The sequence below is a fragment of the Aquisalimonas sp. APHAB1-3 genome, assembly GCF_048323695.1.
GTDB lineage: Bacteria > Pseudomonadota > Gammaproteobacteria > Nitrococcales > Aquisalimonadaceae > Aquisalimonas.
Genome location: NZ_JBLWFT010000001.1, coordinates 660,837 through 671,995, shown reverse-complemented (window position 1 = coordinate 671,995; position 11,159 = coordinate 660,837). Strand labels below are relative to the sequence as shown.

General features: G+C 64.6%; 11 protein-coding genes. 4 read left to right on the top strand and 7 right to left on the bottom strand.

Annotated elements, in window-relative coordinates:
- Positions 1-168 precede the first annotated feature (168 nt).
- Positions 169-501, top strand: coding sequence for a 4a-hydroxytetrahydrobiopterin dehydratase (locus ACNSTU_RS03090; RefSeq protein WP_290637052.1), 333 nt, complete (start codon positions 169-171; stop codon positions 499-501).
- Between the two features lie 142 nt (positions 502-643).
- Here the strand turns inward: ACNSTU_RS03090 and moaC are convergent, their stop codons facing one another.
- Positions 644-1,138: a cyclic pyranopterin monophosphate synthase MoaC gene (moaC, locus tag ACNSTU_RS03085; RefSeq protein ID WP_418212081.1), complete on the bottom strand. Its 495-nt coding sequence runs from the start codon at positions 1,136-1,138 to the stop codon at positions 644-646.
- On the opposite strand from moaC, the gene ACNSTU_RS03080 reads away from it, so the two are divergent.
- Positions 1,137-2,690, top strand: a complete 1,554-nt coding sequence (locus ACNSTU_RS03080) for a hypothetical protein (protein ID WP_418212080.1) — start codon at positions 1,137-1,139, stop codon at positions 2,688-2,690. The two genes, moaC and ACNSTU_RS03080, sit on opposite strands and share 2 nt — an antisense overlap.
- Positions 2,691-2,692: 2 nt before the next feature.
- Here the strand turns inward: ACNSTU_RS03080 and arfB are convergent, their stop codons facing one another.
- The 5 genes from arfB to ACNSTU_RS03055 all read right to left on the bottom strand — a co-directional run bounded on the left by arfB (position 2,693) and on the right by ACNSTU_RS03055 (position 6,255).
- Positions 2,693-3,112 (bottom strand): alternative ribosome rescue aminoacyl-tRNA hydrolase ArfB, encoded by a 420-nt coding sequence (gene arfB / locus ACNSTU_RS03075; RefSeq protein WP_418212079.1) that lies wholly within the window; start codon positions 3,110-3,112, stop codon positions 2,693-2,695.
- Positions 3,112-3,492: a hypothetical protein gene (locus ACNSTU_RS03070; protein WP_418212078.1), complete on the bottom strand. Its 381-nt coding sequence runs from the start codon at positions 3,490-3,492 to the stop codon at positions 3,112-3,114. Before ACNSTU_RS03070 ends, arfB begins: the two co-directional genes overlap by 1 nt.
- Before the next feature lie 69 nt (positions 3,493-3,561).
- Entirely contained in the window at positions 3,562-3,939 is a 378-nt protein-coding gene (locus ACNSTU_RS03065) for an MAPEG family protein (RefSeq protein WP_418212077.1), read from the bottom strand.
- A 245-nt stretch (positions 3,940-4,184) separates the two neighbouring features.
- Positions 4,185-5,375, bottom strand: coding sequence for a porin (locus tag ACNSTU_RS03060; RefSeq protein ID WP_418212076.1), 1,191 nt, complete (start codon positions 5,373-5,375; stop codon positions 4,185-4,187).
- A gap of 256 nt (positions 5,376-5,631) precedes the next feature.
- Positions 5,632-6,255: a DUF2946 family protein gene (locus ACNSTU_RS03055; RefSeq protein ID WP_418212075.1), complete on the bottom strand. Its 624-nt coding sequence runs from the start codon at positions 6,253-6,255 to the stop codon at positions 5,632-5,634.
- A 203-nt stretch (positions 6,256-6,458) separates the two neighbouring features.
- Here ACNSTU_RS03055 and ACNSTU_RS03050 point away from each other — a divergent pair, with 203 nt between their 5' ends.
- On the top strand, positions 6,459-7,085 hold the full coding sequence (locus ACNSTU_RS03050) for a YhcB family protein (protein ID WP_418212074.1): 627 nt from the start codon (positions 6,459-6,461) through the stop codon (positions 7,083-7,085).
- Between the two features lie 174 nt (positions 7,086-7,259).
- On the opposite strand, the gene ACNSTU_RS03045 is transcribed toward ACNSTU_RS03050, so the two are convergent.
- Complete coding sequence (locus ACNSTU_RS03045) at positions 7,260-9,539, bottom strand: TonB-dependent receptor family protein (RefSeq protein ID WP_418212073.1); 2,280 nt, start codon at positions 9,537-9,539, stop codon at positions 7,260-7,262.
- Positions 9,540-9,947: 408 nt separating this feature from the next.
- Here ACNSTU_RS03045 and proV point away from each other — a divergent pair, with 408 nt between their 5' ends.
- Positions 9,948-11,159 carry a glycine betaine/L-proline ABC transporter ATP-binding protein ProV gene (gene proV / locus ACNSTU_RS03040; protein WP_418212072.1) on the top strand — a complete coding sequence of 404 codons (1,212 nt, stop codon included), beginning with the start codon at positions 9,948-9,950 and terminating at the stop codon, positions 11,157-11,159.

The window sequence follows — 11,159 nt, the reverse complement described above, 5'->3', positions numbered from 1 at the left end:
TCGCGTTGGAATCGGTCCTGAATGCAGCCGTCCGGCGCCGGGTCGCGGTGGCAGGAAGCCAGCGTTCCATGCGCGCCCCTTGAAACGAACCCCGGCCGCCCACAGCCTGTGCTACAGGGTAACGTAAATCCGGTCCCATGAAACGTTGCACGGCAACGAGGAGCGACTATGAGTCTCACCGAACAGAAGTGCACCCCGTGTCAGGGCGGAGTCGAGCCCATGCCCCGCGAGCGGGCCGAAGGGTTCATGGATCAGGTGCCGGGCTGGGAGTTGACCCATGAGGCCACCCGCCTGCAGCGCCGGTTCAAGTTCAAGAACTTCGCCCAGGCCAACGCCTTCGTGGACCGTGTGGGCGAGCTGGCGGAAGCCGAGGACCACCACCCGGACATCACCTTCGGGTATGGCTACGCGCTGGTCGAGATCTGGACCCACAAGATCGGCGGCCTGCACGAGAACGACTTCATCTTCGCCGCCAAGACGAACGAGCTGTTCGAGGCGTAGGGTGTAGACGTAGAGACGTAGGGTGGACCTTCAGGTCCACCGTCCGTAAACGTGCCCGTCACACGAATTTGGTCCCGCGGTGGTGGACCTGAAGGTCCACCCTACCGGGCCCGAGGCATGGCCGTGGCCCGTAGGAGCGACGTCAGTCGCGACCCGGCTCGCCCTCCCGCTTCCACGATCCTGACCGCCCACCGCTCTTTTCCATCAGGCGCACGCCGTCGATGGTCATGCCCCGGTCCATGCCCTTGCACATGTCGTACACGGTGAGGAGCGCCGCCTGCACGGCGTTCAGGGCCTCCATCTCCACCCCGGTGCGCTCCACCGTCTCCGTACGCGCTGTGCAATGAATGCCGCTGCCGTCATTCAGTGGTTCCAGCGTGACCTCCGCATGGGTAAGCTGGATCGGGTGGCACAGCGGTACGGTCTCCCAGGTCTTCTTGGACGCCATCAGCCCCGCAACCCGGGCCACCGCCAGCACATCGCCTTTCTTGATCCGCTGCTCACGGATGGCGGCCAGGGTGTCGGCTTCCATGTGAATCCGCCCCTCGGCAACGGCCACGCGCCGGGTGCTGTCCTTCTCGCCCACGTTGACGATATGGACTTCACCGGTTTCATTCAGATGCGGGAGCTTGCTCATGTTGCCTCCTTCGGGCCGTCGCGGTGGAGCTGCACACTATAACGCCTGTGCCGGCGTTTTCGGGCACCACGGGCGGTGGGCGGCGCTGTCCGCCATACTGGCGCTGGTGCTCGGCGGGTGTGCAGCAGTCGGCCCGCCGCCCGCTCCCGACCCCGATACGCCGGGCGGTGCGTGTCGGGTGTTCTTCGCCAATCTCGACCGCGCCGTCACCGAAGCCGGCGTGCGCGACGGCATCGGCGCCCCCGCCGAGGCCTATCCCTACCTCCGCGGTACCCGTTTTCTGCACGCATTCCATGATGATCTCGACGATCCCGCCGTACGTGCCGCATGGCTGGACACCGCCCAGCAGACCGATCGCGACGCCAGAGCCCTGGAGCTGATCAACCTCGGCGGGGCTGCCCTGCAGGGCATCGGGCTGCCGCCGGGCATGGACAACCCGTGGCAGGCCGTGGCTGACTGTGGGGATACGCTGCGGGCACTGGACCGCCTGGATGACGATCCGGCAGCGTGGCGTGGCGCACGCGATGCGCTCACCGTGCCCGACGAGTACATCACCTGGCACCGGGCCGCCGGGGTCTACCCGGTCACCCGCTGGTTTATCCGTGCGGGCGTTGGCGCCTGGCAGCGGGGCGTGCGCGACACGTTCGAGAGCGCGCGGCCCGGCGACGAACCCGCCTATCGTTACGCGCCAGCAGGGGACGCGGCAGTGGCGCTGGATCAGGCCACCGCTCTCCTGGCGGACGCGGAACGGGACGTCCTGGGCCGGCCTCGGTTGTCGGCACGCGACTGGCAGCGCCTGTTTGACGCGTACGCACCGGTCATCGAAACGGAGGGGGAGGCACCCCACAACCGGATCGGGGCGCCGGGCCAGGACGCCGACGGGCAACCTGTCGTGGATACCAGCCGGCCCGTGGTTTACACGTTGGTATCGAGCACGCGCTTTGCCGGGGCGACCCACGTGCAGCTGAACTACACGTGGTGGTTCACCGAGCGTCCGGTGGATCACTGGTTCGATCTGCTGGGCGGCGCGCTGGATGGCCTGACTCTCCGGTTGACCCTGGCGCCCACAGGCGAGCTGCTGCTGGCGGAGACCATGCACAACTGCGGCTGTTACCACCAGTACTACCCGGTGCAGGGGCTGTTGGCCCGCGCACGGCCCGATTACGCCGAGCCACCGCTCGTCCTCCCGGGGCCCGGGCTGCCGGATGCGGGGGAGCGGCTGCACCTGCGTCTCGAAGATGGCACCCACTACGTGCAGTCCCTTGCATTCGCCGCACCTCAGCCCAGTAGCGCGGACAGCTACGCCACGCAGGATTACGATCGCCTCCGCAGCCTGCCGCAGTCTGATGGCACACGGCGCAGCCTGTTCCAGCCCGACGGCCTGGTGCCCGGGACGGAGCGGCGGGAGCGGTGGTTCTTCTGGGTGGCGGGCGTGCCCGAACCCGGCGCCATGCGCCAGTCGCACCGCCACGCCACGGCGTTCGTGGGGCGGCGGCACTTCGACGATCCCGACCTGCTGGAGCGCATCTTCAAGCCGGTAGCAGCCGACTGACGCTACTCCGGTTTCGGTGGCTTGCGCAGGCTCTTGCGCCGGCCGCGCTGGGTCTTGCTGTCCATGCGCTTCTTCCGGGCGTTCCTGCTCGGCCGGGTCGGGCGACGGGGTGGTGCCGGCGGGCGGGCCGCCTCTGCCAGCAGCTTCGCGAGCCGCTCCCGGGCCATGCGCCGGTTGGTCTCGCGGTGCCGGGAGCTGTCCTCTTCCAGGATCAGCACATCGTCGCCAGTGAGCCGCCGGCCGGCCAGTTGTCGCAACCGGTAAAGCACGCGCTCCGTCAGCGCCGTTGTGCGGCTCAGGTGATAGCGGAGCTGGACGCGGGACTCTGTGGTGTTCACATGCTGTCCGCCCGGCCCGGAGGCGCGGACGAACCGCTCCTCCACGGCCTGCTCTTCAACGGGTGGCGCACCGGAGTTGCCCATCACCGTTCGCGGGCGCGGATGACCAGATCGTAGCGGTCCACGTCGCTCATGAACCGACTGCGCTGGGGATGGCCCCGCAGAAAGCGGCGGACTTCCGTATGCGTCTGCCGTGCCCCGGCCACGTCATCTTCGGCGAGCTGTGCGCGGATGCGGGCCATGGGCAGGTGAAAATGACGCTCCAGGCGCAGGCTCTGGTAGAAAGGGTCGTTCGGATTCAACTGTTCCAGGGCGTCTTCCAGCAGGGCGGCGGCGCCGTCGAGTTCGCCGTCGGAACGCAGAGCCTGCGCTTCCTCCAGCAGGGCTTCCGAGTCGTCTACCGCATGTGCCGCGGCCGGCAGAAGCATTGCGGCCAGTAGCAGTAACAGCGTGTATTTTTTCATTGTTATCAATCGCCTCCTCGCGCCCGAACGAGTATACGGCGGCCATGGCGCCGGACCAAGCGGTCCGGCTCAGAACGCTGCCACCACGAACAGTGCCACCGTGCAGCCGGTCGCCCCCAGCCAGGCGAGGCTGCGCAGCAGGTGGCGATCGGCGATGTAGAGGGCACCGTAGAGCACTCGCAACAGCACAAAGGCCAGCGCCAGGGCGTTCACCACGCCCTGACCGGCGTCGAGCTGCTGCGCCGTGAGCACCGCTGCCGCAAAGGGCGGAAAGGCCTCGAAGCCGTTCTGCTGCGCCCAGTTCGCCCGCTGCCGCCATCCCGCCTGGGACGCCAGCCACTCCCGCGGCCGGCGATTGTTGAACCGGGATCCACCGGCCTTGGCGATACCGGCGAAGACAACGGGGAGAAAGGCGGCGATGAGAATGCACCAGTAGGCGAGCGGCATTGGGAAAGAATCCTGTCTCGAAGATGTTGGCATTCAGAGTAGGGCAGTCGATGGGGTGGGGCAAGCAGGGGATGCGGAGGTGATCGGGCCGCAGCAGGAGAAGAGCACCGGGTGTGGAGTGGGAGGCGCTTCAGCGCCGAAACCAGAAAGGATGTAGTGAGAGCAGGTCGGGACTGAAGTCCCTCCTACAAAAGAAAACGGGCGCCCGAGGGCGCCCGTTTCTGGATGGTGCTGATCAGTTCAACTTAGAAGTGATGCTGGATACCGATCAGAGCGACGAAGTCGTCGTTGTCGTCGACCGCGTCTCCATCGTAGTCGATGTACTCGTACTCGAACCGGACGTTGGTCCGGTCGGAGAAGGAATACCGAACGTCACCATAGAGGTTCAGGTCGATATCGCGGCCTTCGACGTTCGTGTCTTCATCGAGATCATCCGAACCCGTTGCCACACCGAGAGAGGCTTCCCAGCCCTGACCGAAGTCATAGAAACCGGCAATGGCGAATGCTTCCCGGTTCTCGTCGTCATCAGTGTCACGGTCGACCAGCGTGTAGTTGACACCAACCTCAAGCGCAGGGGTTACAACCCAACGCGCACCGATGTTGAAGAGAGAAACTTCAAACTCTTCCGCATTGTTGTAGTCCCGGATGTCTTGGTAGTAGACAGCGTTAAACATCAGCCGCTCGTCGAACGCATACTGACCGGCCAACTGAACCGAGCTGATACCGCTATTGTTGTCTTCAGTCGCGGTTACAGGCTCTTCTTCAATAGCGCCGGTTTCTGGGTTTATTACGAACTCGGTGTCGCCAGTATCAAACTCCCCAGACTCACCCTGACCGACGCCAACTGCAACACTGAAAGCGAACGGCTGGGTGTAATCGTAGGGGCTTCCCCAGTTGTAGCTCACCGTGCTGGACTGCTGGAAGCCGAACTGAGCGTCGCCCAAAAGGCTGGTGGTGTAGTAGTAGCTACCGAAACCGTGGGTATCCATACGGTTGGTGTTCCACGCCGCATAGTTGAACAGCGGGCTCCACTGCGTCCCGATCTTCACTTGGCCCCAGTCGCCTTCAAGCGCAGCCCATCCGAGGCGGGTGGATGTCGCGTTGCTGCCAAGATTCAGAACGTCTGCCTGAAGCTCATAGTTGTAAGAAGCCGTAAGATTTTCGTTAATCTCTTCACTGCCGCGCACACCAAGGCGTGATGTAAGCAGGTTGACCAACGCGAAATCCTTATCGTCCGAATTCCCGGTCGGCGACAGGTTACCCTGGAAAACGTCCGGAGCGCCGTCGTCAAGGTCGGAGTTATAGGATTCGAGGCCGATATCGATGATGCCGTAGAGTTCCGGGCCGTCATCGGCCTGAGCCGTGGTGGAAAGAGCCGCCAGCGCCAGGGCGGACATGGATGCGGCAGCAGTTGCCTTCATTGTACGTGTTGCCATTCTTCTTACTCCTGTGATGAGTCATCAAGAGACGCACTTAAGTGGGTGCCCTGTCGCGGGAAAGTTACACCCGTTGCCATCTAGTCCCTTAGTGTAGCGTGCTCACACGGGATGCAAGGGGGTGAAAGCAACATCCCGTTGTGCGGTCGCAACAAGCGCAACAATACGCGCGTGACAAAGGCGTGACAAGCCCCGTCATAAGCGCGTCTCCGGCGGATTCAGGCAGGTTGTTTTCGTAACGCTGAAATGTTGTACGTCACTCAGTATCCGTGGTGGGCCGCCATGCAGGGCGGTGGGTGGAGACGGCGCTGCGGGGGTCGTTCGGGTCCGGCTGCGGCTGCGGGGTGTAGCCGAAGCGCGACGGCAGGGGAGCGTCGCCCAGCCGGTGCAGCGGGACGCGGCCGGCCGGGAGCAGGAGGGTGACTTCGGCACCGGAGCCGGCCACAAGGGCGGCGAGGGCGTCGTCCAGCGGCTGCATGTCGCTTTGCAGGTGGTCGGCCAGTTGGTCCAGGTCCTGGGCGTGGAGCAGCCCCGGGCCGTGCTCGGTGACTATCACCACGTCGCCACTGGCGGTCATGCCGGCTTCCCGCAGGGCGGTCACGGGCTGCTCGGTGTGGGTGCGGAGCTGGCCGTCGTCCATCAGGCGGTAGATCCAGGGGGTGGCCTCAAGATCCGCGTAGGCGCGCTGGGGGCCGTTCTGGAAAAAGGCGCGGCCCTGGTCGTCCAGCCCGTAGTTGCGATGGATGAACTCGCGGGTGCGTTCGTGGGTGACCACATGTCCCTGCAGCAGGAAGTCGCCACGGTGGTTGACGCCGATGTAGCCGTAGACGGCGGGCACGTCGGGCCAGCGGGCCATGGCCCTGTGGACGGACTCATCCATTCTGCGCTCTCCGGATCGGGTGGTGCCGGGCGGGTGCCCGGGGACGCCTCGATCATGTCCGATCCGCGGCAGTGTGTGAAGGGGTGTTGCTGCGCAGTTACGGATGAGCGGTCGGGTGGCATTGCCGTATAGTCGTGCTGTACTGAACAGTTGGGGCCATGGAGTGTCGTCATGGTATCGGGTAATCAATAGAGGACGGGTTTATGACCACGGCAATCTGGATCATCGTTGTGCTGATTTGCCTCGTGGGCGGCATCTGGTTGGGCCGCTACACCGCACCGGGCGTGGAGAAGGCCCGGGAGATGGAGCAGGAGCGCGACGAGGCCAATGCCGAACTGCAGCGTTACCGGGAGGATGTGCGCACGCATTTCGAGAAGACGGCCCACCTGTTCAATACCGTGACCGGCTCCTACCGACAGCTCTACGAGCATCTGGCCGAGGGCTCCGAGCGCCTGGGCACGGGCACCAACTCCGGCCTGCTGGAAACCCGCCCGGAGGATCGTCAGCTCCAGGGGCCGGAGGACATCGAGGGGGAGAGCGAAAAGGCGCAGACGGCAGCCTCAAACGAAGCGTCCGGTGCCGACGCCGCGGCGGAACCCGCTGAGGAGCACGCCAGGGCAGAGCCGGAGCAGACGGCGGAGCAGGATGAGGCGCCGGAGCCGGAAGAAAGGCAGGCGGACAAGGCACGCCGGCCGGACGCGGACGCCGCAGCAGAGCCCGCGGCCGAGCATGACGACACGCCGACGCCGGAGGACGTGCAGCCGCCTCGCGACCACGCCGACACGGACGAGGAAGCCGGCCGGCCCGAGGATGAACAGCGGCGGGCGTGATTTTGGCAGGAGGCGTGGAGGCCTCGGGGCGAGTGCAGGCGTAGGGTGGACCTTCAGGTCCACCGTGTCTGATGACCCGTGTTCCATGCACCAAAGAAAACAGCCGCATCCATCCCGGATACGGCTGAAAGGGCAGTGCCCACGAGGTAACGACAGTTTCAAAGCGGTGCGCGGTCAGAACTCCATTTTCACCCCGGCCCAGACTTCACGGGATTTCCCGGGCCGTACGCCGGCCGGGCGGTAGTGCGCGATGTACTCCTTGTCCGTGAGGTTCTCGACGGCGGCGAACAGCCGTGCGTTGGGGTGCACCCGGTACTCGCCGGAGACGTCCATGAGCAGTCGGGAATCGATCTCCTGGCCGCTGAACTGCGGGTCGGCCCGGGCATTCACCGAGGTGACGTAGTTGGCGTTGAGGGTGACGCGCCAGTCTTCCTGACCGATGCCCGCACTGGCATTGATCTGGTGCTCCGGGATTTCCGGCAGCGAGTCGCCTTTCTCCGCGTTGGCCCACTGGTTCGGGGCGCTGTCACCAATCGATTGGGCGAACCGACTCTGGGTCAGGGTGTAGCCCAGACTGAGAGGAACCGCGTAGTCCCATCCCTGAGACCGCCCCAGGTCGTGCATGACCAAGGCTTCCAGCCCGTAGATCTCAACTTCGCCGGCGGAGACGTTGTCGCCGATGTCGGCTTCACCACAGCCGCTGCCCACGGCGGTGCACTCGATGTTGATGTTGCTGTAGTCGTTGAAGAAGCCGATGACTTCCGCGCGGGTGTTGGCACTGCTGAAGCGGAAACCCGCCTCGTAGTTGGTGCTTCGCTCTTCGCGGGCGTCGGGGTCGGTTCCGCCGGGCGCAAAGCCGCGGTGCACGCCGGCCAGCACGCTCCAGTTGGCGTCGATGGCGTAGGTCGCGCCGATCCCGGGAATCCACACGCGGTAGTTGGCAGTGCGGTCGTCGTCCGGGCTGCCTCTGTTCTCGTCGTCCCAGTCCCGGCGACGGATCTCGATGTCTTCGTACCGCAGGCCGGTTTGAATCTGCCACGGCCCCTGGCGCATGGTGTTCTGGACGTAGGTGGCGATGGCGTCGGCTTCGGTCAGGCGGTTGGTGGTTTCGCCGGGAGTACCGCGTTCCACCTGGTACATATCGCCTTCAGGGCCCATTTCGTACTGGTCCTGCCACTGGAAGCGGTCTTCTTCGTCTTGATGGAAACGGAGGCCGACCTCCAGTTCATGATCCCAGCCACCGAGATCGAACCAGTAGCCACCGGTGAAGTCGATGCCCTGGGCGTAGTACTCGCGGTTGTTGGCGCGGACGGCGCCACGGGCATCGTTATCGTTACCCTGAATCCAGGCGAATTCACTGGCGAAGCCACCAGGATTGTCAAGAATGTCCGTTATGCCGGTGAATGAGTCCGGATCATCAAAGTCTGCCCCCTCTGGTGCCACTTCATGCAGCTTGTACCAGTTCCGCACCGTGTCCGTGCGGTAGATAGTGGTGGTGAGGTCGGTGTTCGGGGTCGGGTTGAGGTAGTGCCGCAGCTGGAACAGCTCGTTCTCGGTGTTGATCTCGTCCTTCTGCGAGCCGTGGTAGCGCCGGTACGGGTCATCCCGATAGTCGCTCTCGGTCAGCCCCAGATAGGTGTCGTTGATGGTGCGGTCGTCACGGGCGTACTTGAATTCCACTTCCTGGTAGATGGCGGCCGTCGGGTCGGTGTTCCAGCGCAGCTTGGTCATGATGTTGCGCCGGTCCAGGCCCGTGTTCGGCTCCGGCTGGTTTGGGCCGGAAGCAGGGTTGTCCAGGTTCTTGAAGCCGTCGGATTGCTCCGTGAACCCCTCGATCAGCCAGCCGAACTGTCCCGCACCCTCGGGCAGGTCCTCCGTTCCGCCGACGTTGGCGTGCACGCGGCGGCCGTTGTTCGAGCCAAACAGCACATCCGCCTTGCCGCTGGTGTCGTCGGGGATAGGGGTGGAGAGCATGTTCAGCGCGCCACCGGTGGTGTACGGTCCGTGGCGGATGGCACTAGCCCCTTTCTGCACTTCCACCCGGTCCATCCGGGCCATGGGTGGGAAATAGTAGGCTGCCGGGGCGGAGTAGGGCGCCGGGGCAACAAGCACGCCGTCCTCCATGACCGTCACCCGGTTGTTCCGCTCCGGCGGTGTGCCGCGCATGCTGATGTGCGGGAACTGGCCGTAGCCCTCTTCCTCGGCAATGTTCACGCCCGGGATGGCGCGCAGGATGCGGTGCGGGTCGCTGTAGCTGTGACGGTCCAGTTCGTCGCGGTCGAGTTGCTGGGCGGAGCCGGGAACATCCTGAATCCGGTCCGGGTCGCCGGTGATGCTGATGCGGTCGAGCAGGGTGGGGGAGCGGTTACCGTCGTCGGCGGTGGCGCCGGCTGCGGCGGCCAGGCCAAGCGCGGTGACACCGGCGATGGCGTGGCTGCGTCGAAGCGGGATCATGGATGTGCCCTCCGGATTGTTGTTTGCGGTGTTTCGGTTTTTTGATCTCGATTTCGGGGTACCTTACGAAACGTGAATGTGACCGTCAATGAGAATCGTTCGCATTCGCAAGCCTTGGGTTTGGAAATGGCCGGGGGAGAGGGTAGACTGCGTAAGTATTAATTGAACGATCAAACAAAAACCGAGAAGCCGATTTCTGATCGGCCGGGTTGCCGGTCAGGTCCGCAAGCGCTGACGTCAGGGTTTGCGGACACGGCCGGGCCCTCTTAAAGTTCCTGTTGAAACGGGGCCTCGGACGACCCGGCAGTCGATCCGCAGGCCAATGAGAACAGCCGACATGCGTGGAGTGGCAATCGAGGTGTGGCGTCACACCTCCCGGGTGCGCTCTGCCGCGTGGAGGCCTCATCCATGGGCAGATTCATGTCTGAAGAGTACAAACTCGTCGTTGAGAATCTCTACAAGATCTTCGGCCCCAAACCGAAGGAAGCCATGCGCCTGGTCGAGGAAGGGTGGCACAAGGACGACATCCTCGCGAAAACCGGCAACACCGTCGGGGTCCAGGATGCCAACTTCGCCATCCGCCCGGGCGAGATCTTCGTCGTCATGGGGCTGTCCGGCTCCGGGAAGTCCACACTGGTGCGCATGCTCAACCGCCTGATCGAGCCGACCTCCGGTTCGGTGAAGATCGACGGGCGCGACATCACCCGCATGAGCAAGAAAGAGCTCATCGACATGCGCCGCAACGACATGAGCATGGTGTTCCAGTCGTTCGCGCTGATGCCGCACAAGACCGTGATCGATAACGCGGCGTTCGGCCTGGAGGCGTCGGGTGTCCCCCGGGAGAAGCGCCGCGAACGGGCGAAGGGGGCGCTGGAATCGGTCGGGCTGGGTGCCTGGCTCAACAGCTATCCCCATGAACTCTCCGGCGGCATGAAACAGCGTGTGGGGCTTGCCCGTGCGCTGGCCACGGATCCGGGCATCCTGCTGATGGACGAAGCGTTCTCGGCACTGGACCCGCTGATCCGCACCGAGATGCAGGACGAACTCATCGAGCTGCAGCAGCGCGATCAGCGCACGGTGGTGTTCATCTCCCACGACCTGGACGAGGCCATGCGCATCGGCGACCGCATCGCCATGATGGAGGGTGGCCGCGTGGTGCAGGTGGGGACGCCGGAAGAGATCGTCAGCAACCCCGCGGACGAATACGTGAAGTCGTTCTTCTACGGCGTTGACGTCAGTCAGGTTTTCGCGGCCGGCGATATCGCCACCAACAAGCAGGTCACCGTGATCCAGCGCCCTGGGGTGGATGTGTCGGCCGCACTGGCACGGCTGCGGGAGCATGACCGCGAGTTCGGCATCGTGGTGGACCGCAACCGCGCATTCCAGGGCATTGTCAGCGCCGAGGGCCTGAACCGGGCCAAGGACTCCGGCGGTGAAGACCGTTGGTCCGCGGCGTTCGAAGAAGGGGTGCAGTCGGTGCCCGTGGACAAGCCGCTGAACGAGGTGCTGGGCCTGGTCGCGGACTCGCGCTGGCCCGTGCCGGTGGTGGATGGAGAGGGCCGCTACGTCGGCTCCATCTCCAAGACCGCGCTGTTGCAGACGCTCAACAAGGCAGGGTAA

Coding starts and splice junctions, on each gene's coding strand:
- moaC (WP_418212081.1), bottom strand. CDS start 1,138: ATGAGCAAGCTCCCGCATCTGAATGAAACCGGTGAAGTCCATATCGTC.
- proV (WP_418212072.1), top strand. CDS start 9,948: ATGGGCAGATTCATGTCTGAAGAGTACAAACTCGTCGTTGAGAATCTC.
- ACNSTU_RS03045 (WP_418212073.1), bottom strand. CDS start 9,539: ATGATCCCGCTTCGACGCAGCCACGCCATCGCCGGTGTCACCGCGCTT.
- ACNSTU_RS03090 (WP_290637052.1), top strand. CDS start 169: ATGAGTCTCACCGAACAGAAGTGCACCCCGTGTCAGGGCGGAGTCGAG.
- ACNSTU_RS03070 (WP_418212078.1), bottom strand. CDS start 3,492: ATGAAAAAATACACGCTGTTACTGCTACTGGCCGCAATGCTTCTGCCG.
- ACNSTU_RS03055 (WP_418212075.1), bottom strand. CDS start 6,255: ATGGATGAGTCCGTCCACAGGGCCATGGCCCGCTGGCCCGACGTGCCC.
- ACNSTU_RS03050 (WP_418212074.1), top strand. CDS start 6,459: ATGACCACGGCAATCTGGATCATCGTTGTGCTGATTTGCCTCGTGGGC.
- arfB (WP_418212079.1), bottom strand. CDS start 3,112: ATGGGCAACTCCGGTGCGCCACCCGTTGAAGAGCAGGCCGTGGAGGAG.
- ACNSTU_RS03065 (WP_418212077.1), bottom strand. CDS start 3,939: ATGCCGCTCGCCTACTGGTGCATTCTCATCGCCGCCTTTCTCCCCGTT.
- ACNSTU_RS03080 (WP_418212080.1), top strand. CDS start 1,137: ATGTTGCCTCCTTCGGGCCGTCGCGGTGGAGCTGCACACTATAACGCC.
- ACNSTU_RS03060 (WP_418212076.1), bottom strand. CDS start 5,375: ATGGCAACACGTACAATGAAGGCAACTGCTGCCGCATCCATGTCCGCC.